This window comes from Pseudomonas sp. FH4 (assembly GCF_000510915.2).
GTDB classification, from domain to species: domain Bacteria; phylum Pseudomonadota; class Gammaproteobacteria; order Pseudomonadales; family Pseudomonadaceae; genus Aquipseudomonas; species Aquipseudomonas brenneri.
On the sequence record NZ_AOHN01000034.1, the window covers coordinates 18,785 to 43,643 of the forward strand.

Consider the following 24,859-nt stretch of genomic DNA (forward strand, 5'->3'; position numbering starts at 1 on the left):
TTAGAGGCTGCCACGCACTGCGCGTGGCTGATGTATGTAGGAACGTATAGCGGTGCAGGAAAATTAGAGGCTGGCCACTGCCGCCGCCAACGCCCGCCCGAAGATCTCTGCTACCCGGTCGATTTCTGCGGCGGTGATGACCAAAGGGGGCAGGAAACGCACCACACTGCCATGACGCCCGCCCAATTCCAGGATCAACCCGCGCTTGAGGCATTCGCGCTGTACCAGCGGCGCCAATTGCCGATGGACCGGCGGGTGGCCCTGGACGTCGGGCGTGCCGCTCGGGTTGACCAACTCCACCCCGAGCATCAGACCGCGTCCGCGAATATCCCCCAGGTGCGGGAAGTCCCGTTGCAGAATGCGCAGGTGTTCGGCCAGGCGCTCCCCCATGGCCGCCGCGTGATCGGCAACCTTGTGTTCCTTGAGATAGCGCATCACTGCCGAACCCGCCGCCATGGCCATCTGATTGCCACGGAAGGTGCCGGCATGGGCGCCCGGCAACCAGGTGTCGAGCCACTCGCGGTACACCACTACTGCCAGCGGTAAACTGCCGCCAATGGCTTTGGACAACACCACCACATCCGGAACAATGCCGGCATGTTCAAAGGCAAACATCTTGCCGGTGCGACCGAAACCGCTCTGGATCTCATCGACAATCAGCGCCACGCCCGCCTGCTCGGTAATCCGCCGCAGGCCGCGCAGCCAGTCGAGGTCGGCCGGAATCACGCCGCCCTCGCCCTGCACCACTTCGACGATCACCGCCGCCGGCAGCAACACGCCCGCCTCCGGGTCATTGAGCAGGTTTTCCAGGTAATGCAGGTTGACCTTGACCCCTTCTGCCCCCCCCAGGCCGAACGGGCAGCGGTAGTCATAGGGGAATGGCAAAAATTGCACGCCATTGGCCAGCAAGGCGCCCAACGGCTTTTTCGGCCCCAGGCTGCCCATCAGGCTCAACGCGCCCTGGCTCATGCCGTGATAGCCGCCCTGGAACGATAACACCGTGCTACGCCCTGTAGCGGTACGCACCAGTTTCAGCGCGGCTTCCACCGCATCGGTGCCGGTGGGGCCGCAAAACTGGATCTTGGCTTCCCGGGCCAGCTCCGTCGGCAACAGGCCGAACAGGTCTTGCACAAACTGATCCTTGACCGGCGTGGTCAAGTCCAGGGTATGCAGGGGCAACTCGTCCAGCAGCACCTGCTGGATCGCCTCGATCACCACCGGGTGGTTATGCCCCAGCGCCAATGTACCGGCCCCGGCCAGGCAGTCGATAAAGCTGCGGCCTTCAACGTCCTCGACATAAATACCCTTGGCCCGCTTGAGCGCCAGGGGGATGCGCCGGGGGTAGCTGCGCGCATTGGATTCCTGCTGGCGCTGGCGGGCCAGCAGCGGTGATTCATCGAACTGGTAAAGCATTTCTGCTGGAGTCGGGCTGGCCGACGCCAGCGAATCCTCAATGCGACTGGTAGCGACTGACATCTCAAGATCCCTCAATACGCTGATGATGGTGACCAAACTGCCAACCCGTTGACGTCTGGCCCCCAAAGGGCGTGCGCACGGATTTCCTGTTCTGGAAACGCTTCAGCGGCGCGAGGATTTACACCCGGCTCGATGAAAAACCGGCAAATGACCGGTCACTCGCCGGCACTGGTGTACTTTTCATTCAGCGCATAAAGAATCGCGCAGGTCTCGATATCCAGTTGCCCACGATAATCGGTGGGCCGAAAGTGCATCTGGAAGGCACGCACCCGCTGCTGGAACGCCTGGCGGTTTTTCGCCGGAGCGTAACCGTAGCGCTGGAAGGCCCGCTCGACCTCCACCTCCTGCGGCAAGCCCATGCGAAAACGCCGCACAAAGGCATTCTTGGCGGCCTCATCGAACCAGGCGCCGAGACCCGCCGCGAACAAGGCGGGCCAGGGCAACTGTGGCCCAGGGTCACTTTTGCGCCAGAACGCAACATCCGAATGGCCGACGATATCAGTAGCGCCTATCTGCGGATGACGGGTGCAAATGTCGTGAAGCAGCGCGATCAACACCTCGACTTGCTCCGGATCATAGGGCGGGAAGGTAAAGACACCAGCATCGTCACGGGCCAGGTTGACGATCTCGATGCCGATGGAATGGCTGTTGACGTTATCGCGCCCCGCCCAATGACTGGCTCCCGCATGCCAGGCACGCTGGCGTTCATCCACCAACTGGAACACCCTCAACTCGTCGTAGCCGGCGTCTCGATAACCCGCCTCACGGGGGTCGGGCAACAGGTAATGGGCACTGACACCCTGCTGGGTCAGGGTGCGCAGGGAGGAGGCAAAGGGCGCGGCGGTGTAATGCACCACCAACTGGCGCACGGCTTCGCCATTGCGCTGATTAAAATCCTTGGCGGGGTAAGTGGAGTCGATGACCAACATAGGTGCTGTCCTTTTCAATACAGGCTGAGTCATTCAGCCGGCAAACCTGCAAACACAAAAATTAACGCCATCCTGAAGCGTCGGGCCTGAGGATGGCGGTAGTTATGTGTATGCAGGAAGGATCAACGCCGTAACGGCATGCCCAGGTCGACCCGCAGGCCATCAGCCTGGCTGTCGAAAGTCAAAGAACAGGAACAACGCTGGACAATCGCCTGCACGATGGCCAGGCCCAGGCCACACCCGCCGCTGTTGCCATTGCGCCAGAAACGCTGGGTCAGGTGTTGCAGGTCTTCACTGGAGATCGGCGCACCGTGGTCACGCACGCGGAACACCACTTGATTGCCCAGGGTGAACACGCTCAATTCCACCCGCGTATCGTGCGGGGTGTGGCGCAGGGCGTTATCCAGCAGATTGCGCAAGGCGGCAACCGCCAGGCCCACGGGCATTTCCACCGGGTCCTGGGGCAGGTTGTCCGGCAGGATCAGGTCGATCCGCCGATTATCCCCAGCGTTGGCGTCCTGGATCGCCAGGCGTGCCACTTGTTCGGCACTGGACTGCAAGCCGTCATCAAACGACAGGCTGCCCTCGACCCGCGCCAGCAGCAGCAGTTGCTCAAGGGTGCGATGCAGGCGGTCGGCGCCCTCCTCGGCATGGGCCAGGGATTGATCGCGGGCAGCACCGTCGGTCATGCGCGCCACTTGCAGATGGGTCTTGATCGCCGTGAGCGGGCTACGCAATTCGTGGGCCGCATCACCGGTCAGGCGACGCTCACGCTCGATGGTCTTGGCGATGCGCTGCAGCAGCTGGTTCTGGGTGTCGAGCAGCGGTTTGAGTTCGCTGGGCAACGGATGAATCTGCAACGGTTCAAGGGAATCAGCACTGCGGCGCATCAAGGCATCGCGCATGCGATTGAGCGGCACCAGGCTCTGGCCGATCCCCAGCCACAACAGGCACAGGCAGCCCAGCAGGGCCACGCCCACCGGCACCGAAGCCGCCAGCAGGATCGACATGTTCAGCGCCTCGCGCTCCACCTGGCGGTCTGCCGTGGTGATGAACAAATCGCCCCGCGCCAGGGTAAAACTGCGCCAGGCAGCACCGTCAATGATCTGATCGCGAAAGCCGCTTTGCCGGGACTCCAGCCCCTGGTCCGGGGTGGTGTGACTGCGGGCGAGGATTTCACCGCGCAACGAACTGACCTGGCACGCCATGCCGCCCGGTACATTCAGTTGTTCGGCGCCAAAGCGCTTGCCCTCGCCCACGCTCGCCAGGCCCGGCATCTGTTCCATCAGCCCGGCCACCATGCGCGCCGACGCCACCAGCCGCTGGTCCAGGGAAAACATCATCTGGTTACGCAGGTCGTTGAGCATCCAGGCCGCCGCCAGCACCCAGATCAGCACAAAAGCGGCGCCCAGCTTGAAGGTCAGGCGCAGGCGCAGGCTCGTCACGAGGCGTCCTCTCCAGCGTCCGCCGGGCCCAGGCGGTAACCCAGGCCGCGCACCGTTTCGACGATGCCATTGCCCAACTTGCGACGCAGGTGGTGGATGTGCACGTTCAGGGCATTGCTTTCCAGCTCATCGTTGAAACCATAGACGCTGTCCTTGAGTTGCTCACTGGACAGCACCCGGCCACGGTTGTGCAGCAGTGCCTGCAACAGGGCTTGCTCGCGACGGGACAGGTCTACCGGTTTGCCGCCCAACAAGGTTTCGCGGCTGCTGGGGCTGTAGGTCAAGCGGCCATGCTCGATCAGGTCGACGCTGCGTCCGGCCACCCGGCGCAACAGGGTTTGCAGGCGGGCGGCCAACTCGCGCAGGTCAAAGGGCTTGAGCAAGTAATCGTCGGCGCCGGCTTGCAGGCCGTCGACCCGGTTGGTCACCGAATCCCGGGCAGTGAGGATCAACACCGGGATTTCCAGGCCCGCACTGCGCTGCTGCTGCAGCAGTTTGAGGCCGTCTTCATCCGGCAGGCCGAGGTCCAGCACCATGATGTCGAACTGCGCCGCCTTGAGCATCGCCCGGGCGGCTGCGGCCGTACCCACGCGCTCGACCGTAAAGCCCTGGGCGCCGAGGCCGGCAACAATGCCACTGGCAATCAGGTCATCGTCTTCACAGACCAGTACGTGCATGGTGAACCCTGTGCAAAAAGGTTGATTTAAAGGAGGACGGATTAAGTACGCATTATGCCGTGAAAAGATGCGCGCCCCGATAATCCCTACACTCTAGAATAGCCCGGTTAATCATCGGTTAATCAGCACCACACATTGTGTGCCCCACTTGCATCGAACTAAGGCTTGACCATGCGGCATCTGTTTATCTTCCTGCTGATAGTGTTCACCGGATTGGCCCAGGCCACGCCTGGCAGCAATCCTTTCGAGACCAAAGCCCAATTCCTTCCGGTGGGCAAAGCCTTCACCTTTACCTCTGAGCGCCTGGCTTCGGGTGAAACCCAACTGTATTGGCAGATTGCCGATGGTTATTACCTGTACCAGCAACGCATGAAGTTCGACGGCCTGGCCCAGCAGCCGGTGCTGCCGCAGGGCGAAGCCCATAGCGACGAGTTCTTTGGCGAGCAACAAGTGTACCGCCAGGGCCTGGAAGTGAAGCTGCCAGCCGGCGCCACCGGCCAGGTCAAGCTGGGCTGGCAGGGCTGCGCCGATGCCGGCCTGTGCTACCCACCGCAATCGCTCACCGTTGACCTGGGCGGCAACCCGGCGGTTGCCGCCACCGCCGAGGCCCAGGATGAGAGCCTGGCCAGCGGCCTGCAACAACGCAGCCTGGGCTGGAGCCTGCTGGTGTTTTTCGGCCTCGGCCTGTTGCTGGCATTTGCCCCTTGTTCGCTGCCGATGCTGCCGATCCTCGCCGGCCTGGTGGTGGGCAGCGGTGCCAGCCCACGCCGTGGTTTTGCCATGGCCACCAGCTATGTGGTGTGCATGGCGCTGGTGTATGCCGCGCTCGGCGTGCTGGCCGCGCTGGCGGGCAGCAACCTGGCTGCACTGCTGCAAACGCCGTGGATCCTCGGCAGCTTCGCCGCGCTGTTTGTGATCCTGGCCCTGCCGATGTTCGGTTTCTTCGAGCTGCAATTGCCGGCCTTCCTGCGCGACCGCCTAGACAACGCCACTCGCCAGCAAAGCGGTGGCAGCCTGCTCGGCGCCGGTGTGCTCGGGGCCTTGTCCGGCCTGCTGGTGGGCCCGTGCATGACCGCGCCCCTGGCCGGCGCCCTGCTGTACATCGCGCAAAGCGGTAATGCCCTGCACGGCGGCCTGATCCTGTTCGCCATGGGCATCGGTATCGGTGTCCCATTGCTGCTGTTGGTGACCGTGGGCAATCGCTTCCTGCCCAAGCCTGGCAACTGGATGAATGTGCTCAAGGGCGTCTTCGGCTTCCTGTTCCTTGCGACCGCCGTGTTGATGATTCGCCCGGTGCTCGACGAAAGCCTGTGGCTAGGCCTGTGGGGCGTACTGGCCCTGGTCATGGCTTACTGCGGCTGGAGCCTGGCCCGCGAATACGGGCTGGTCGCCAAGGTACTGGGCGCAGGTTCCCTGGTCCTGGGGCTGTGGGGTGCCATTCTGGTCATCGGTGCCGCCGGTGGCAGCGATGATCTGTGGCAGCCGCTCAAGGTCTTCGGCGGCTCGCAAGTCGCCAGCGCACCGACGGCCCATGATGCCTTCACCACAATCAACGACCCGTTGGCCCTGCAAGCCCAGCTCGACAGCGCCAAGGCCCAGGGCCAATGGGTGCTGCTGGACTACTACGCCGACTGGTGTGTGTCGTGCAAGATCATGGAAAAACAGGTATTCGGCAAACCCGAAGTGATGGATGCACTGAAGAACGTGCGCCTGTTGCGCCTGGACGTCACTGCCGACAACGCCGCCAGCCGTGAACTGCTGGGCCGCTACAAAGTCCCCGGCCCACCGAGCTTCGTATGGATTGGCCCCGACGGTGAAGAGCGCCGCGCCCAACGCATCACCGGCGAAGTGAATGCGCAAGCCTTCCTGCAACGCTGGACCCAGACCCGGGATGCACTCTGATGCTGACCTTGACCATCGGCACCTTCGCCATCGCCTTGAACCACCTGCTGCTGATCAGTGCGCTGATCCTCGCCACACTGGTGGGTTGGCGCGTGGCCAAGCGCGGCGGCGAGAACCCGGAGTCAGTGCTGTTCAGCCTGTTCCTGCTGGGCATGCTCAGTGCGCGGATCAGCTTTGTGTTGATGTATTGGGCCTATTACCGTGACGATCCACTGCAAATCGTCGACCTGCGCGACGGCGGTTTTCTCGCCTGGCCTGGCGTCATTGCCCTGCTGCTTGGCGCCGTCCTGTGGGGCTGGCGTCGCCCGGCCCTGCGCAAGCCGTTGAGTGCAGGCGTGATCACCGGCCTGGCTTTCTGGGCACTGGCCAGTTTGTCCCTGAACATCTTCGAGCGAGGCACGCGCCTGCCGGACATCGCCTTGCGCAATGCCGATGGCGAAACCGTGCAACTGGCCGACTACCAGGGCGGCCCGTTGGTGATCAACCTGTGGGCCACCTGGTGCCCGCCGTGCCGACGAGAAATGCCGGTGCTGGAAAACGCCCAGAAACAACGGCCTGATGTGACCTTCCTGTTCGTCAACCAGGCCGAAAGCATGCAAAGCGTCAGCACCTACCTGGCGACCCAGGGCCTGAACCTGGACAACGTCCTGTTCGACGCCAGCGGCCGCCTCGGCCAGGCTGTGGGCTCCATGGCCTTGCCCACCACGCTGTTCTACCAAGCCGACGGTCGCCTGATCAACAGCCACCTCGGCGAACTGTCCCAGGCCAGCCTGGCCCGCGCCATGGAATCTTTCGACCCCACGGACTCGACCGCCGCCCAGCCGGCCACAACAAGGAAAACCCTATGCCCCGCCTCCGCCACCTGCTAACCCTGCTGCCCCTGACCCTGGCAGCGACCCTCGCCCATGCCGAAGAATGGCCGGCGCCGATCAAACAGATCGAAGCCAAGGGCGCCAAGATCATCGGCAGCTTCGACGCACCGGGTGGGCTCAAGGGCTATGCCGCGCAGTACCAGAACCGTGGCATGGCCCTGTACCTGACCGCCGACGGCCAGCACGTGCTCGCCGGCAATCTGTACGACGCCAAAGGCAATGACCTGAGCACCGCGCCCCTGGAAAAACTGGTCTACGCGCCGATGGCCAAGGAAATCTGGGCCAAGATGGAACAGAGCAGTTGGATCCAGGATGGCGATAAAAATGCGCCACGTACCGTGTACCTGTTCAGCGACCCCAATTGCCCGTACTGCAACATGTTCTGGGAACAGGCGCGGCCTTGGGTAAAAGCGGGCAAGGTGCAGTTGCGGCACATCATGGTCGGGATCATTCGCGAGGACAGCCCGGGCAAATCGGCGGCGCTGCTGGCAAGCCAAGACACAGCCAAGGCCCTGCAAGAACATGAGTCGGCGGGTAAAGCCAGCAAGCTCAAGGCGCTGGCCAAGATCCCTGCCGAGATCCAGGCCAAGCTCGATGCCAATATGAAGTTGATGGAAGAGTTGGAGTTGTCGGCCACGCCGGCGATTTTCTATCTGGATGACAAGGGGCAATTGCAGCAACAGCAAGGGGCGCCATCGCCGGATAAGTTGGGGAAAATCCTCGGTCCCAAGTGAAACGCCCCCTCATAAACAATGCCCGCATAAAGCGGGCATTGTTTAGTCTCAGTACTGGAAAGGCCAACTGCCACCTAACGTGGATACCACATTGTAAATGTTATCGATAAACGAATAGTCGTGTACGGTTACTTCTAGTCTGACTGCCATCTCACCCACTTCACCAAAGGCGACACATGCCTGCGATTATCCGACTTGCTTTACCGGAAGAAGCACAACTCCTGCCCGCCATTGAAACCTCCGCTGCTCAAGTATTTCGCATGATTGATGAGTTGAGTTGGCTGGCTGAATCGCCTCCGATGTCCATCGAACGTCATAGCCAACTGATTGCGCTTTCGACATGTTGGGTTGCACTTGATGCCGAAAATCGGCCACAAGGATTTCTCAGTGCTGAGTGCCACGGCAATGATCTTCACATCTATGAATTATCAGTTATGCAATCAATGCAAGGACAAGGTACAGGTCGGCGTCTGATTGAGGTAGCGAAGGATTATGCGCGCTCAAGCAGACTTAGTTTCGTAACGCTTACGACATTCACAAACGTGCCATGGAATGCACCATTTTACTCCCGCATAGGATTTCAGACTAAAGCCACCACAGACCTAGGTCAGAGGCTAGCGGGGATCTTGAGCGAGGAGTACAAACACGGATTTGCTCCGGAAAGTCGGTGTGCCATGGCATGGTCGGTGACCTAAGTACAAAACCTTCATGCCTCTAAGCCCCTAGGAAAGAAAAGTGCGCTCGCCGGACGCTTACCCTGAATCTGCTGTTATCTAGCCTCTAAAGTCGGAGGTTTACCTACTGTCATAATTGACAGTTCCGACTGCCAGCACTAAGTGCCCATGCATGGGCATGGGCACTTATTTTCAACGCTACAGCCTAGAGCCAGAAAGTGAAGTTATCTACATAGAGCCAGTCACTAGCTGAAATATCTATTCTTGCCACTTCATTACCAGCAGATGGTGTGAAGTCGACCCACTGATTTTTCCCGCCGTCTGCGAATCGCAGCACTACTTCTCCTAGTTTGACACCAGACTTGTTGAAAAAAAATGCGAAAAAATCTAGATTCAATGCCGAGACACCGAATTGTACTTTCTTACATGTAAACTCCAAATCCAACCGCAGAACCTGATGCTGGGGTAAATTATCACGCTGATAAGCCATAACAATGGCTGGACCAGACGTAAACGGAAGCAAAGTGTAAGAGTGAATACCAGCCTGTTCAGGACCCGACACAAAAGATATTTTCATACTAGGAACACTAATACTTTGACCAGCAGAAATAAACCTCTGTGCTTGCCCGGTAAAATCCTCATAACGGACTTTTGTCGGTACTACTACAGTCAGCGATCGAACAGGGAATGCAATCGCCTCCTGTTTGCTCGGACGACCATCGGCTGCCACATAGCATTTCAAGGCTAACAAACTACCGTTTTTCAACTTTTCCAACTCAGTTCGAAGTAATACGCTGTCGACACCCGCCTCGACCTCATTAGCAGTTAGATTTCTAGCCGAGAAAACCGTGAACCGATGCGGTGCTCCACTTTCATCGACCCCCTCGGCATCCAACCAAACCTTTTGATTCTCCAAAGCGAACCAGTAAGCCATAGAGAACGTCTCATCAAAGACTTCAACGTCTGCGTTCCCCTCAAACGTATTCAAATCCAGAATATCTAACGTTGCCTGCGGCACCACTGGCGTTGGCAAACGTACTGGCACACTGATTTGCAAAGGCAAGGTCCTGGAAGACGCCAGCTTACAAGCGCTGGTAACGGTGTAATGAATCAGCACCGTTTTGCCCGCGCCATAAATCACTGCTTCACGAGGTATGGCGAAATCGACATAGCCTGGATCGCTGTTACCCGTCTTGGGCTCCAGCGGCAGGCTCGCGCCATCCTGGCGGAGCCACTGCACATTGATCGTGTGATCGGGGCTGATGCGCTCGTACTCAACCCGTACGGTTACACCATCCCGGCCGTTCCAGATCGTCAGTTGCTCGCCCACAGCTTCACGCACTGTCGGGGCATCAAGGTCCAGATCCTCCTGCACGACATGCAGTACCAACGGTGGAAACGCCTTGGCACTGGCTTTATCGGACTGGCCGTTGAAATTCACCGCGAAATGCACTTCAACGTCACGGCAATCCGCCAGTTTCTGCAACTCATCACGCGGTAGTGGCGTGTTGACGCCACTGGCCAGCCACTCCTCGGTTACCGGCTCACCTTCCAGCACTTCAAAACTGTAGGCGCTGCCACTCTCCAAGACTCCCGTCACCCACAGCCAGCAGGCTTGATCCAAAGCAATATAAGGCCACGCACTCTCCGTCGCGGTGGCATCACCGGCAAAGGTATTGAGGTCCAGCGTGCTGCCCGTGGCCTGTTCCACCGCAGGCGTGGGCAGGCCACTGAGGTCAAGTACCTTCACCACCCGTGCCGGCGATGGCCAGGGCCCGGTGCCGTTGTAGTACACCTGATATTCCAGGGTAATCGGCAACCCAAAGTTGGCACTGATAGGCGAAGGTGGCACCAGGAACACAAGGCTGCTTTCACCTTCTTGCACAGTGCGGCATTCCAGCGCCGGCGATCCTGCGCCAGCCGTACCGGTGAAGGAGGGACACACAATATCCCCGGCGTGCATGCCCTCGTAGGCAATCACAATATGCGCCCCGTCCACCGTATTCAGCGGGTTGACCAGCCAGCCATCCGTGCCGCAATCCACCGACTCCTTGAGATGGGGCGGCGGCAGTTCCAGTGCTGGATCCACCCGCAACAACGTGGTGGTCCGCAGGTGAAAGTCCTGGGCGTTGAGTGGCAAAGGGTTTTCATGCACCAGGTCATCCGGGTTTGGCAGCACCGGCGCTGAACCGTCCCAAATCACGCCCATGTGGGTGGTCAGGGCCGAGTAATCCTGGCGGCTCGCCAGCCAGCCGCGGGCGAGCCTGAACTCGAACACATGTTCCGGATTGGCCTCTTCGGCCTGCACAACATGGTCAAACGCCACCCAGGTGAACGCATACGGCACCTGATGCTGGTCACCGGCCACGGTCACAAACAACCGCTGCCCAGCCTGGATCATCGGCCAGGCCTTGATGCGGATGATCTCGTCACCCTGAAACTCGTACATGTTCAGCCACAGGGTGTTCCATTCCAGCCGCGCATGGGCAAATACCGGCAGCGACTCCCGAAGGTCCGTTTCGCGGATGTCCTGGATCTCCAGCTCCAGCACCAGCGACTGCTTGAGCTGCCCCCCCACCATCGCGGTATACCAGATCAAAACGGTATGACCAATGCAGGTACTGATCGTTTGCCACAGAATAGGAATGTCGATACTGCCGCTGGGGTTGCCCGATTGCACAATGGGCTCGAACGCAGGTTCTTCCTGGTCCTTGATGGCCCAATACAGCGTGATGGGTGTGGTACCCATGCCGGTGAACTTGATGGTCGCAACAGTGCCCGTCTCCGCGTCGATGGGATACAAGATGCTGTTATTCGCGGCATAGAGAATTTGCGGATAGGGTAACTCGACAGCGATTTCGGCAAGTGGCTGGGTAGTCACCGATTGCGAATGCTTGGGGGTGGTTTTTTTAACCATGGGAAGACCTCCTGTCCTGGGAAAGATAACCAGCAAGCCTGAGTGGCAGGCCCAAAATCTGCTGTTATCTAGCCCCTGAAACGGGAAGTTTGCCTACTGTCAGAGTTGACAGTTCAGGCACTGCAAAAGCGCACAACAGACCAACGGCGTGCCGCCCGTGTCAGCCACGGGCGGCCCTTTCTCCGGCTTAAAGCCCCTCCAGTTCCGCCATCAGATCACTCAGCCGATCCACTGTCCCCGCACTGATTTCATTGGCCGCCAATCCGTCGATGTACGCCGCCAATTCCTCTACCGTGCTGCATTCGAACATCGCCCGCAGCGGCACATCGCGCTGCAGGGTTTTCTGCACCCGTGAGGCGATTTGCGTGGCCAGCAACGAATGCCCACCCAGTTCGAAGAAGTTGTCCAGCACCCCAACCTTGTCAACCTTCAGCACCTCGGCCCAGATCGTGGCCAGGGTCTGCTCCAGTTCGTTGCGCGGTGCCAGGTAGTCCTGGCTGTGCAACTGGCCGATCTCCAAGGCCGGTAGGGCCTTGCGGTCGAGTTTGCCGTTGGCGTTCAACGGCAGGCGGTCGAGCCACAGCCAGTGCAGTGGCACCATATATTCCGGCAGTTCGGCACGCAGGCGTTGCTTGATGCGGTCCAGGCGTTCGCCAGGGTTGAGGCTGGCATCACTGGCAACCAGATAGCCGACCAAGTGCTTACCGTTGACACCTTCCTGCACGCCGACGGCAGCATCACGCACCTCGGGCTGCTCATGCAGGCGGGCCTCGATTTCACCCAGTTCGATGCGGTAGCCGCGAATCTTCACCTGATGATCGATACGCCCGACATACTCCAGCACGCCGTCACTGCGCCGACGCGCCAGGTCGCCGGTGCGATACAAGCGCTCCCCCGGTGCACCAAACGGATCCGGCACAAACACCTGGGCGGTACGCAGCGGATCGCTGACATAACCGCGCCCCACTCCGGTGCCGGCCATGCACAGCTCACCGACCGCACCTTGCGGCACCAGCTCCAGCGCACCATCGAGCAGGTACAAGCGGTTGTTATCCGTCGGGGTACCAATCGGCAAGTAGGTGCCACGGGTCGAGGCCAGGTCGACACGGAAGAACGCCACGTCATCCGAGCATTCCGCCGGGCCGTAGGCATTGACCAGGCCGATATCCGGGTAACGTAACAACCACTGGTGTGCCAACTCCGGCGGCATTGCCTCGCCGGTCGGCAGCATCCAGCGCAGGCCATCCAGGCTGATACGGTCCTGGGCGAGCATGCCCTGGATCAGCGACGGCACGCTTTCCAGCACCGTGATGCCCTGGGCCTGGACATGGGCCAGCAAACCCTGCGGGTCATGGGCGATGGTATTGGGCACGATGTCCACCCGCGCGCCGAACAGCGGTGCGGCGAGGAACTGCCACACGGAAATATCGAAACTCTGGGACGCGGTCTGGGCGATCACATCCTGCTCGCTCAGTTGCAGGTACGGCACCTTGCTCAGTTGGTTGTTGAGCATGCCGCGCTGTTCGACCATCACGCCCTTGGGTAGCCCGGTGGAGCCGGAGGTGTAGATCACATAGGCGAGGTTGTCCGGGGCACTGTAGATCCCCAGGTTGGTGTGCTCACCTGCCAGCTCTTCCCACACCAGCAACTTCGGCCGCGCGCCGCAGGCAAAGTCTTCGAGCAATGCCTGCGCCTGTTCACGGCAGGCCTCGGTACACACCAGCAACGGTGTGCGGCTCAAGTCGATGATACGGCTCAGGCGCTGGGTCGGCAGACCCGGGTCGAGTGGCAGGTAACCGGCACCAGCCTTGAAGCTGCCGATGATCATGCCCAGCAGATCCAGGCCACGCTCGGCCAGCAGCGCCACCGGCTGATCCAGGCCGACACCCGCCGCGACCAGCGCATGGCCCAGGCGATTGCTGTGCTGGTTCAGCTCGGCATAAGTCCATTGCTGGTCCAGGCAACTGGCGGCAATGCGCTGCGGATGCTGTGCCACTTGCTCCTCGAACAGTGCGACGTAGCTGCGCTCCAGCGGGTAGTCATGGGCGCTCTGGTTACAGCCGTCCACCAGGAATTCACGCTCCTGCTCGCCAATCAGCGGCAGGTCGGCCATATCGCCATGGAAGCCCTGCACCAGCGCCAGCAGCAAGCGCTTGAACTCAGCGAGCATGCCTTGCACGGTGGTTTCATCGAAATAACGCTGGTCGTAGGACAGGTGCAGCCCCAGGTCATCGCCCGGGTAGCACACGGCTGTCAGCGGGAAGTTGGTGTGGGTGCGGCCCGAGTCCGAGGTGGCATTCAGGCTTTGCGCACGGTCCAGCACCGAGACTTCCACCGGGGCGTTTTCAAATACAAACAGGCTGTCGAACAGCGGCTGGCCCTTGGGCAGTTCGCTGTGTTCCTGGATCGTCACCAGCGGCAGGTACTCGTATTCGCGCAGTTGCATATTGCTGTCGAGCAACGCGCTCAGCCACTGGCGCACGCTGCACGGCTGATCGTCCTCAGGCAACTTGACCCGCAGGGCGATGCTGTTGATAAACAGGCCGACCGTGCGCTGCATCTGCGGCATGTCCACCGGGCGCCCTGCCACGGTAACGCCGAACAGCACGTCACGCTCGCCGCTCAAGCGCCGCAGCACCAAGGCCCATGCCGCCTGGGCGAAGGTATTCACGGTCAACTGATGAGCCTGGGCCAGCTCGCGCAATTGCGCGCCGTCGCGTACATCCAGACGGGTGTAGCAATCACCCACCACCATGCCGCCACTATGGCCGGCGTGTTCGCGCATCAATGGCCGGTCGCTCGGAATGGGCGTGGTGCGCTCAAAGCCTTGCAGGTTCTGCTGCCACCACTGCCGCGCCTCGGCCAGGTTCTGGCGTTGCAGCCAGGCAATGTAGTCGCGATAACGTGGCGGCGCTGCCAACTGCGCCTCGCGGCCTTCACCCAATGCCATGTAGATATCGAAGAAGTCATTCATCAACAACGAGCGGCACCAGGCATCGATCAGAATGTGGTGGTTGCTCATCATGAACCAGTAGCGGGCTTCGCCGACGCGGATCAGGCGCAGGTGGAACGGCGCCTGGTTGAGCAGATCAAAACCGGCTTCGCGCTCATTTTTCAGCAACGCTTGCAGGCGTGGCTCCTGCTCGGTTTCAGGGACAGTACTCCAGTCCAGATACTCGATGGGCGTGCTGCCGGGCTTATGGATCACCTGCAACATGTCTTCGCCCACGTTCCAGCAGAACGACGCCCGCAAGGCTTCATGCCGGGCAATCACGGCTTTCCAGGCCAGGGCAAAGCGCTCGGGGTTGAGCTCGCTGTTGATGCGGTAGCGGTCCTGCATGTAGTACAGACCGGTGCCCGGCTCCAGCAGGGTATGCAACAGCAAACCCTCCTGCATCGGCGTCAGCGGGTACACGTCTTCGATGGCGCTGGCCGGCACTGGCAACGCGTCCAGTTGTGGCTGGGTCAGGTGCGCCAGCGGGAAATCGGACGGCGTCAGGCCGCCGGCATCATCGCTCAGGCAGTGGGCGATCAGGCCCTGCAACTCGCCCAGATAGGCCTCGGCCAGTTCGCTGATGGTCTGGTGGTCATGGCGCTCACGGCTGAAGGTCCAGCGCAGTACCAACTCGCCGCCGTACACCTGGCTGTCCACACTCAAGGCGTTGGGCAGCGGCGCATCCGGATCATGGGCCGGCCCGGCAGACGCTTCCAATGGATGGAACAGCGCCTGGCTATCAAAACTCTGGTCGAACTGCCCCAGGTAGTTGAAGGTGATCGAGGCGCTCGGCAACGCGGCCATGGCCTGGCGACAGGTGCTGTCGGCCAGGTAGCGCAGCACGCCATAACCCAGGCCCTTGTGGGGCACCGCCCGCAGTTGCTCCTTGATCGCCTTGATCGACGCGCCCTGGCCACTGGCGTCTTCGATCTGCAGCGGGGTCAGGCGCAGCGGATACGCGCTGGTGAACCAACCGACACTGCGGGTCAGGTCGATTTCATCGAACAGGGTTTCGCGGCCGTGGCCTTCCAACTGGATCAGGCTCGACGCATGCCCGCTCCAGCGGCACAGCACGCGGGCCAGTGCAGTCAGCAACAGGTCGTTGACCTGGGTGCGGTAGGCACTCGGCGCCTGCTGCAGCAATTGGCGGGTGTGCTCGGCATCCAGGCGCACGCTGACGGTCTGCGCGTCGCGATTGCGCAGGCTACCGTGCGCGCGGTCCACCGGCAGTTCAACCGCCGGGCCGGCCAACTGTTGCTGCCATAGGCTCAGTTCTTCACGCAGGGATTCGCTGCTGGCATACGCCTGCAAACGCGCGGCCCAGTCGCGTAACGCACTGGTCTTGGCCGGCAGGCTGACGGCCTGGCCGTCGCTCAATTGGCGATAGACGTTTTGCAGATCTTCAAGCAATACACGCCAGGACACGCCGTCCACCACCAGGTGATGGATCGCGATCAGCAAGCGTTGCTGGCCAATCGGCCCGTCCACCAGCAAGGCGCGCAGCAGCGGGCCGTGTTCCAGGTCGAGGCTGCGCTGGGCATCGGCGAACAGCGCCTCGCACTGCTGCATATCCGTCACCTGGGCCAGCCACAACACCCCGCCTTCCGGCACCGCCAGATGCTCGGCATGCCATTGCGCGTCGCGCTGGGTGAAGCTCAGGCGCAAGGCGTCGTGGTGCTCCAGCACGGCCAACAGCGCTTGTTCAAGGCGATGCGGGTCCAGAGCTTGCACCGGTGCCAGCAACAAGGCCTGGTTCCAGTGCTGGCGCGCCGGGATCTCGCTGTCGAAGAACCAGTGCTGGATCGGCGTCATCCCCGAGGGCCCCGTCAATACACCCTGCTCGGCAGTGATCAGCTCACTGCGCGTGGCCACCGCTGCCAGGGCCTGCACGGTCTGGTGCTGGAACAGGTCACGCGGGCTGAAGTGAATCCCCGCCTGCCGTGCCCGGCTGACCACCTGGATCGACAGGATCGAATCGCCGCCCAGCTCGAAGAAATTATCGTGCAATCCGACCTGCTGCACGTTGAGCACCGCACACCAGATCGCGGCGAGGCTCAGTTCCAGCTCATTGCTCGGCGCCACGTACTGCTGGCGGTTGGCTTCAGGGTCCGGTTGCGGCAGGGCACGGCGGTCGAGCTTGCCGTTGGCGGTCAGCGGCATGCTGTCCAGCACCATCAGGTGCGTGGGCACCATGTAGTCTGGCAATTGCGCCTTCAGGTGCGTCTTGAGCGCCTCGCGCAAGGCTGTGTGATCGCTGGCATCGCTGACCAGATACGCCGCCAGTTGCTTGCCACTCGGCGCGTCCAGGGCCAGGACTACGGCCTCACGGACCGCCTCATGCTCAAGCAGGCGGGTTTCGATCTCGCCCAGTTCGATGCGGAAACCCCGGATTTTCACCTGATGGTCGATCCGCCCCAAGTACTCCACCAAGCCATCGGCACGCTGGCGCACCAGATCGCCCGTGCGATAGAGCCGCCCGCCATCGGCATACGGGTCAGCCACAAAACGTTCGGCGGTCATGCCCGGACGCTGGTGATAACCCTGGGCCAGGCCCGCACCGCCGACGTACAACTCGCCAGTGGCACCTTGGGGTACCAGTGCCAGGTCGGCATCCAGAATATAGGCAACCCGCGCACCGATGATGCTGCCGATCGGCACGCTGCCAGCGCCCTCCTCCAGCACTTCGGGGGCCAGGCTGGCCAGGGGCATGACCACGGTTTCGGTCGGCCCGTAGGCGTTGAAAAACAGCGCCGGCTGGAATGCTGCGCGAATCCGCGCCAAATGCTCGCCGGTCAGGGCTTCGCCGCCGGTGATGCACATGCGCACCGGCAAGGTCTGGTTTTGCGTGGCGAGCCATTGCGCCAACTGGCTGCCATAGCTTGGGGTAAAGCCGAGGATAGTGATCCGGTGCTCACGGATCAGCCCGCAGATTTCTTCGGCATCCCATTGGCCCTGGGCGCGCAATACCACCTGCGCGCCGCTGAGCAGCGGCACCAGCAGGCGCTCGGTGGCGGCGTCGAAGTTGATCGAGTAGAAATGCAGTTCGCAATCGTCAGGGCGCATGCCAAACCGCCCGATCACCGCCTGGCAATGCATGGCGATCTCACCGTGGGACACCACCACGCCCTTGGGCTTGCCGGTAGAACCGGAGGTGTAGATCAGGTACGCCTGATGTTGCGCCAGGCTGATCGCCGGCAGGTCGCTGGCCGGGTAATTGGCGAGCACCGGCAGGTCATCTTCCAGGCACCAGCCACTGACGCTGGCAGGCAGTTCGCCCAAGGCATCGAACATCGCCGCATCGCTGAGCAACAGGCCGATACCACTGTCTTCAATCATGTAGTGCAGGCGGTCCAGCGGATATTCCGGGTCCAGCGGCACATAGGCGCCACCGGCCTTGAGAATCGCCAGCAGGCCGATGACCATTTCCAGGGAGCGCGGCAGCGCCAGGCCGACCCGCACCTGCGGGCCAACCCCACGCTCACGCAGCATCCAGGCCAGGCGATTGGCGCGGCTGTCCAGCTCGCGGTAGCTCAGGGTCTGGCCGGCAAAGGTCAGCGCCGGGGCATCGCCACGGGCCTGGACCTGCTGGCTGAACAGATGATGGATGCACTGGTCGAGACGGTGCTCGCCGGCCTCGATCCCGAGGCTGTCTTGCTGGGCACGCTGCTCATCGATCTGCAGCAGCGCCAGCTCGCTCAAACGCTGCTGCGGATCGGCGATCAGCGCCTCCAGCAGGTTGCACCAATGGGCCGCCATGCGTGCAATGCGCGGCTCGTCGAACAGGTCAGTGCTGTAGGTCAGGCAGCAACCCAGGCGATGGTCGAGGTCGGTGACTTCCAGGTTGAGGTCGAACTTGGTAGCACGCGCATCGTTGGCCAGGTATTCGACGGTCATTGCGGCCAGCTGTCGGCTTTGCTGGAACTCCCAGCGCTGCACGTTGCACATCACCTGGAACAGCGGGTTATACGCGGCACTGCGCGGTGGTTGCAGGGCTTCCACCAGATGATCGAACGGCAGGTCCTGATGGGACTGGCCCTCGATCACGGTGTGGCGCACGTGCTCAAACAGCTCGCCGACACGCATCTGCCCATCGAGCTGGCAACGCAATACCTGGGTGTTGAGGAAGGCACCGATCAACCCTTCGCTTTCCGGGCGAATACGGTTGGCCACTGGCGCGCCGATACGCAGGTCGGTCTGGCCGCTGTAGCGGTAGAGCAGCGTCGCCAGGGTCGCGGTCATGGTCATGAACAGGGTCAGGCCATGCTCGGCATTGAACGCGCGAACCCTCGCGGCAAGGTCGTCACTGAGGTCAAAACGGTACAGCTCGCCCTGGTGACTTTGCACCGCCGGGCGTGGCCGATCGCTGGGCAATTCCAGCAGTGGATGCTCATTGCCCAGTTGCGCGGTCCAGTAGTCGAGCTGGCGCTGGCGCTCGCCGGCCTCCAGCCATTGGCGTTGCCACACGCTGTAGTCCAGGTACTGCACCGGCAGGGGTTCGAGCGGCGACTCACGCTCATCGATAAAGGCTTCATACAGCGCGCTGAGTTCACGGGCAAAGATGTCCATGGCCCAGCCTTCGGTGACGATATGGTGCAGGGTCAGCACCAGGTAATGCTCCTGGTCACCAGCCTTGACCAGGCAGGCGCGCAGCAACGGCCCGGTTTCCAGGTTGAACGGGCTGTGGGCTTCCTGGTCGGCCAGTTGCTGCAGACGCAGTTGGCGCTCGGCCTCGTTCAGGGCCGAAAAATCCTGCCAGCTCATGCGCACGCTGCTTTGCGCGGCGACTTTCTGCTGGGCCACGCCATCGATACTCGGGAACGTGGTCCGCAAGGTTTCATGACGCATGATCAAGGCTTGCAACGCCGCCTCGAAACGCCCCACATCCAACACCCCGCGCAAGCGTGCCATGCCGCCGACGTTATAGGCCGGGCTGTCCGGCTCCATTTGCCAGAGGAACCACATGCGCTGCTGGGAATAGGACAGTGGCACCGGCTGGCGGCGATCGACCTTGCCAATCGCGGTCTGCTGGTTACGCCGGCCGCTGGCCTGGATCTCGCGGACCTGCTCGGCAAAATCCCCCAACTCGCTGGCTTCGAACAAGGTGCGCAGCGGTAGCTCCACATCACAGGCCTGGCGTGTGCGGGAGATGATTTGCGTGGCCAGCAGCGAGTGGCCGCCAAGGGCGAAGAAATCGTCGCGCAGACCGATACGCGGCACACCCAACACCGTGCGCCAGATCCCGGCGATTTGCTGTTCCAGCGCGGTGTGCGGCTCCACATGCTCACGCACCTGCCACACCGGTTCCGGCAAGGCACGACGATCCACCTTGCCGCTGGGGCTCAGCGGCATGACATCGAGTTGTATCAGTTGCGCCGGCACCATGTACTCCGGCAACTCGGCGGCCAGGGCGGTTTTCACGTCCTGCTCATCCAGCTCGCCGCTGGCGGTGTAGTAACCGATCAACTGCGCACCGCCAGCGGTGTCGCGGATCAGCACCACCGCCTGGGCAATGCCGTCTTGGGCCAACAGCCGCGCCTCGATTTCTTCCGGCTCGACGCGAAAGCCGCGCAGCTTGACCTGCTGGTCCAGGCGCCCGAGGTACTCCAGCACGCCATCGGCAGCCCAGCGCACGCGGTCGCCGGTGCGGTACAGGCGTGCGCCCGCCGCGCCCAGTGGGTCGGCGACAAAGCGCTCGGCCGTCAGCCCCGCACGCCCCAGATAACCGCGGGCCAGGCCAATCCCGCCGATACACAGCTCGCCCGGCACACCTGTCGGCAACAGGTTGAGTTGCTCGTCCAGCACCCGGCAAATCACGTTGCCCAGCGGCCGGCCAATCGGTGAGCGCTCTCCATCTGCGCGCTGACAGTGCCAATGAGTGACGTTGATCGCGGTTTCGGTCGGGCCATAGCGGTTGTGCAATTGCACCGCTGGCAGTTGCGCCAGGACCCGATTGCGCAACTCGGCGGGCAACGCTTCGCCACCGGAGAACACCCGGCGCAGGCTGCTGCACTCGGCCGCCAGCGGCTCATCGACAAACAGCTGCAACAGTGGCGGCACAAAATGCAGGGTGGTGACCCCATGTTCCTGCACCAACTGCGCAATGCGATGAGGGTCACGATGCTCGCCGGGGCCGGCCAGTACCAGGCGGCAACCGGTGATCAGCGGCCAGAAGCATTCCCACACCGACACGTCGAAACTGATCGGTGCCTTTTGCATCAGCACATCGCTTTCATCCAACGAGTAGGTGGCCTGCATCCATTGCAAACGCTCCGCCAGGGCGCCATGGGTGTTGCCCACGCCCTTGGGCTGGCCGGTGGAACCCGAGGTGTAGATCACATAGGCGAGGTTGTCGCCATTGAGGTGCAGGCCCGGCGCCTGGGTCGGCCAGCTGTCGAGCTTGAGGCTGTCCATGGCGATCACCGATACGCCCTCGGCTACCGGCAACTGTTGCAGCAGATGGGTCTGGGTCAGCAGCAATTGCACACCGCTGTCGGCCAGCATATAGGCCAGGCGGTCGGCCGGGTAGTCCGGGTCCAGCGGCACGTAGGCGCCACCGGCCTTGAGAATTGCCAGCAAGCCGACCAGCAGTTGTGGCGAACGCTCGGCAGCAATCGCCACGCACACGTCCGGGCCGACACCTTTGTCACGCAGGTAATGGGCCAGGCGGTTGGCCTGGGTGTGCAGTTGGGCAAAGGTCAGGCTGGCGTCCTGCCAGACCAGGGCGGTGCGCTCGTCGTTATGCTGGTTGAGCTGCTCCGGCACCAGGCGCTGCGCCGGTGCGCACGGTGCCTCGCTCCAGGTGCGTTGCTGGGCATGCTCGTTGGCGCTCAACAGCGGGATATCGCCCAGAGCCTGCTGTGGTTGCGCGCAGACGGCCTGCAACAGGCTGACCAAATGCGCGGCCAGACGCTGGATAGTACTGGCGTCGAACAGTTCGTCGGCGTAGTCGAATGACAAGTTCAGGCGCCCATTGCGGTCTTCTTCGCTGTGCAGTTGCAGGTCGAACTTGGCTTCGCGGCTATGCCATGGCAACTCCTCAGCGAGCAGGCCCGGCAGGCGGCGCAAGGCGCTAAGGTCGCGCTGCTGGTGGTTGAACATGACCTGGAACAGGCCCTGTTCGCGCGCCTGCGGGAAAGCTTCCAGCAGTTGCTCGAACGGCAAGTCCTGATGGGCCTGGGCCTCGGTGGCCGTCAGGCGGGTCGCCGCCAGCAGCTCGCTGAACGGCAGGCGCGCATCCACCTCGGCGCGCAGCACCAAGGTGTTGATAAAGAAGCCGATCAGGCCCTGGGTTTCGTGACGCCCACGGTTGGCGTTGGGCACGCCGATGCGGATATCTCGCTGGCCGCTGTAGCGGTGCAACAGGCTCTGGAATGCCGCCAGTAACAGTACGAATGGCGTGGCCTGGTGGGCCTGGGCAGTCTGGCGGATGGCTGCGCCGAGATCCGCATCCAGACGCACGCTGTAGCGCGAAGCGCTGTGCCGTTGCTGGGTCGAACGCGGGTGATCGGTGGCCAGGCTCAGGGTGGGATGTTCGTCACCCAGTTGCTGCTGCCAGTAGGCCAATTGGCGCTGGCCTTCGCCTTCGGCCAGCCATTGGCGCTGCCAACTGCCGTAGTCGGCGTACTGCACGGCCAGGGCTGGTAACTCGATGGCCTGGCCTTGGGACGCGGCGGCGTAGAGGCGCGAGAATTCATCGATCAATACATTCAGCGACCAGCCGTCAGCGATGATGTGGTGCATCGTCACCAGCAACTGGTGATCCTCATCGTCCAGGCGAACTAGCGTGACCCACAGCAGCGGGCCCTGCTCCAGGTCGAACTGGGTGCGTGCCTCGTCCTCGCGGACCTGTGCGGCGCGGGCTTCGCGCTCGGCCACGGGCAAGTCGCGCAGGTCGATGACTTGCACGGCAAACTCGCGCTGGGCATCGACACACTGCATGCCCTGGCCGTCGCGCTCATAAAAACGCGTACGCAGCGCTTCGTGGCGCTGGATCAGTTGCGCGAAGCTTGCATGCAGCGCGTCTTCATCCAGCTCGCCGCGCAGGCGCAATGCACCGGGGATGGTGTAGGCGCTGCTCTGTCGGTCCAACTGCCAGGTGATCCACAGGCGGTTCTGCGCCAGGGATTGCGGCATATCCTGCTGGCGTGACAAGGTGCTGATTGCGCCCTGGGCCACACCACCGTCCTGCTGCAATTGCCCGACGCTGGCGGCAAAATCAGCCAGCACCGGGGCCTCGAACAACAGGCGCAGATTGAGCTCCAGACCCAGGACCTCGCGCAGGCGGGCAACCACCTGGGTGGCACTGATGGAGTTGCCGCCGAGCAAGAAGAAGTGATCATCACCAGCCACCTGTTCCACCTGCAACTGCTCACACCAGATCGCGGCGATCTGCTGTTGCAGCCCTGACACCAAGGCCTCATCACCCGCCTGCACCTGCAGGTCGGGGAACTGCGCGTAGCTGTCGAGGCTGCCATCGGCCAGGCGAGTGCGGCAGGCCGAACGCTGGACCTTGCCACTGGAGGTTTTCGGCAGCGCGCCGGGGTTAAGCAGCACCACCACGCACGGCGCCTCTTGATAGGCCTCGGCCACCGCCTGGCGGATGGCCTTGATCAGGGCTTCGGGCGGCAGGATCTTCTGCACGCTGCGGCTGATTTCTGCAGCAATGCCAATCCCTTCCAGGCCCTGGTCATTCACCGCAAACGCCGCGACACGGCCCTTGCGCACCACTTCCACTTCGCGCTCGACGGTTTGCTCGATGTCCTGCGGGTACAGGTTATGGCCACGCACGATCAGCAGGTCCTTGAGGCGCCCGGTGATAAACACCTCGCCGTCGCGCATAAAGCCCAGGTCTCCAGTGCGCAGCCAGGTGCGACCGGCATGCTGCACGAAGGTCTTGGCCGTGGCTTCGGGGTTGCGCCAGTAGCCGTGGGCAATGCTCGGGCCGGTGGCCCAGATTTCGCCGACGCAGTTGTCGGCCAGTTCAGCCAGGGTATGGGGCTCGACGATCAGCACCCCATGCTCGGGCTGGCGGGTGCCGCAGCTCATGATCGCACTGCCCTGCCCCGGCTCCGCCCGGTTGGCGGCCAGCGCCTGTTCGTCCACACGCAAGGCCGGTATGCCCTGGCCACGGGTGCCGCCGGCGACAAACAAAGTCGCCTCGGCCAGCCCGTAGGAGGCAAAGAAGTTGTTCGGGGTAAAGCCACAGCCAGCGAATTTCTCGGCGAAACGCTCCAGGGTGTCCAGGCGGATCGGCTCGGAGCCGGAATAAGCCACTCGCCAATGACTCAGGTCGAGGCGCGCAAGGGCCGAGTCGCTGACCCGCTCACTGCACAGGCGGTAGGCGAAGTCCGGGCCACCGCTGATGGTCCCGCGGTATTGGCTGATTGCTTCCAGCCAGCGCAAGGGCCGGCCGAGGAAGTACCCCGGCGACATCAGCACGCACGGCACGCCACTGAAGATCGGTTGCAGCAGGCCGCCAATCAGGCCCATGTCGTGGTACAGCGGCAGCCAGCTGACAATCACGTCATCGGGGTTGAGGTCGATGCCAAAGCCACGGCGGATCAGCAGTTCGTTGGCCACCAGGTTGCCGTGGGTGACTTGCACGCCCTTTGGTAAGGCGGTGGAACCGGAGGTGTATTGCAGGAAGGCGATGTCGTCATCTTGCAGGTTTGGTGCGACCCAGCCTGCGGCAATGTCACTGTGCAACTCATCCACGCAGAGCAAGGGTGGCGCCTCCTGGATCTGCCCCAGCGAGTCGCGCAAACCGCTACTGGTCAGCAACAGCCTTGGCTCGGCATCGGCAATGATCGACAGCAACCGCTCCTGGTGATGGCGACGGGTCGACTCCGGCGGATAGGCCGGTACCGCGATGACCCCGGCGTACAGGCAGCCAAAAAACGCCGCGACATAATCCGGGCCGCTGGGGAACAGCAGCACCGCACGCTCGCCCAGCCCGGCCGAGGCCTGCAGGGCGGCGGCGATGGTGCGGGCGCGCAGGTCCAGGTCACGGTAGCTGAGCACTACGGTGTCGTCGGCAGACTCGGCCAGAAAGCGCAGGGCCACTTGGTCCGGGGTCTGCGCGGCACGGCGCTGGAGGGACTGGACCAGAGTGCGGGGAAGTTCGAAGGCGTCCATCATGAGGGGTTCCTGCCTGAAATCGGCTTACGGGGAAATCGGGGATAGAGGGCGTGGGCGCGTGGCGACGTGTTCAGCCGGTCGCCAGGGCCGCTCGTCGCGCA

General features: G+C 62.4%; 10 protein-coding genes. 4 read left to right on the plus strand and 6 right to left on the minus strand.

What is annotated here, in order from left to right:
- Positions 1-63 precede the first annotated feature (63 nt).
- From H097_RS23300 to H097_RS23315, 4 genes are all read right to left on the minus strand, one after another.
- A complete protein-coding gene (locus H097_RS23300; protein WP_032862751.1) occupies positions 64-1,476 on the minus strand; it encodes an aspartate aminotransferase family protein in 1,413 nt (470 codons plus the stop codon).
- 155 nt (positions 1,477-1,631) lie between these two features.
- Entirely contained in the window at positions 1,632-2,405 is a 774-nt protein-coding gene (locus H097_RS23305; protein ID WP_032862752.1) for an N-acetylmuramoyl-L-alanine amidase, read from the minus strand.
- A gap of 122 nt (positions 2,406-2,527) precedes the next feature.
- A complete protein-coding gene (locus H097_RS23310; protein ID WP_032862753.1) occupies positions 2,528-3,850 on the minus strand; it encodes an ATP-binding protein in 1,323 nt (440 codons plus the stop codon).
- Positions 3,847-4,527: a response regulator gene (locus H097_RS23315; RefSeq protein ID WP_032862754.1), complete on the minus strand. Its 681-nt coding sequence runs from the start codon at positions 4,525-4,527 to the stop codon at positions 3,847-3,849. The genes H097_RS23310 and H097_RS23315 overlap by 4 nt, the downstream gene beginning before the upstream one ends.
- Positions 4,528-4,698: 171 nt before the next feature.
- On the opposite strand from H097_RS23315, the gene dsbD reads away from it, so the two are divergent.
- The 4 genes from dsbD to H097_RS27995 all read left to right on the plus strand — a co-directional run bounded on the left by dsbD (position 4,699) and on the right by H097_RS27995 (position 8,730).
- Entirely contained in the window at positions 4,699-6,429 is a 1,731-nt protein-coding gene (dsbD, locus tag H097_RS23320; RefSeq protein WP_032862755.1) for a protein-disulfide reductase DsbD, read from the plus strand.
- Positions 6,429-7,298 (plus strand): TlpA disulfide reductase family protein, encoded by an 870-nt coding sequence (locus tag H097_RS23325; RefSeq protein ID WP_032862756.1) that lies wholly within the window; start codon positions 6,429-6,431, stop codon positions 7,296-7,298. Before dsbD ends, H097_RS23325 begins: the two co-directional genes overlap by 1 nt.
- Complete coding sequence (dsbG, locus tag H097_RS23330) at positions 7,274-8,035, plus strand: thiol:disulfide interchange protein DsbG (protein WP_032862757.1); 762 nt, start codon at positions 7,274-7,276, stop codon at positions 8,033-8,035. Before H097_RS23325 ends, dsbG begins: the two co-directional genes overlap by 25 nt.
- A 176-nt stretch (positions 8,036-8,211) precedes the next feature.
- Positions 8,212-8,730, plus strand: coding sequence for a GNAT family N-acetyltransferase (locus H097_RS27995; RefSeq protein ID WP_082445661.1), 519 nt, complete (start codon positions 8,212-8,214; stop codon positions 8,728-8,730).
- A gap of 184 nt (positions 8,731-8,914) precedes the next feature.
- Here H097_RS27995 and H097_RS23335 read toward each other — a convergent pair whose 3' ends face one another.
- Both H097_RS23335 and H097_RS23340 read right to left on the minus strand, forming a co-directional pair.
- Entirely contained in the window at positions 8,915-11,626 is a 2,712-nt protein-coding gene (locus H097_RS23335; RefSeq protein WP_050593433.1) for a hypothetical protein, read from the minus strand.
- Positions 11,627-11,813: 187 nt separating this feature from the next.
- Positions 11,814-24,758 carry a non-ribosomal peptide synthetase gene (locus H097_RS23340; protein ID WP_032862758.1) on the minus strand — a complete coding sequence of 4,315 codons (12,945 nt, stop codon included), beginning with the start codon at positions 24,756-24,758 and terminating at the stop codon, positions 11,814-11,816.
- Between the last annotated feature and the right edge of the window lie 101 nt (positions 24,759-24,859).

Excerpts from the sequence above, each read along its gene's own strand:
- H097_RS23335 (WP_050593433.1), bottom strand. The coding sequence starts at position 11,626 with ATGGTTAAAAAAACCACCCCCAAGCATTCGCAATCGGTGACTACCCAG.
- H097_RS23305 (WP_032862752.1), bottom strand. The coding sequence starts at position 2,405 with ATGTTGGTCATCGACTCCACTTACCCCGCCAAGGATTTTAATCAGCGC.
- H097_RS23325 (WP_032862756.1), top strand. The coding sequence starts at position 6,429 with ATGCTGACCTTGACCATCGGCACCTTCGCCATCGCCTTGAACCACCTG.
- dsbG (WP_032862757.1), top strand. The coding sequence starts at position 7,274 with ATGCCCCGCCTCCGCCACCTGCTAACCCTGCTGCCCCTGACCCTGGCA.
- H097_RS27995 (WP_082445661.1), top strand. The coding sequence starts at position 8,212 with ATGCCTGCGATTATCCGACTTGCTTTACCGGAAGAAGCACAACTCCTG.
- H097_RS23340 (WP_032862758.1), bottom strand. The coding sequence starts at position 24,758 with ATGATGGACGCCTTCGAACTTCCCCGCACTCTGGTCCAGTCCCTCCAG.
- H097_RS23300 (WP_032862751.1), bottom strand. The coding sequence starts at position 1,476 with ATGTCAGTCGCTACCAGTCGCATTGAGGATTCGCTGGCGTCGGCCAGC.
- dsbD (WP_032862755.1), top strand. The coding sequence starts at position 4,699 with ATGCGGCATCTGTTTATCTTCCTGCTGATAGTGTTCACCGGATTGGCC.
- H097_RS23315 (WP_032862754.1), bottom strand. The coding sequence starts at position 4,527 with ATGCACGTACTGGTCTGTGAAGACGATGACCTGATTGCCAGTGGCATT.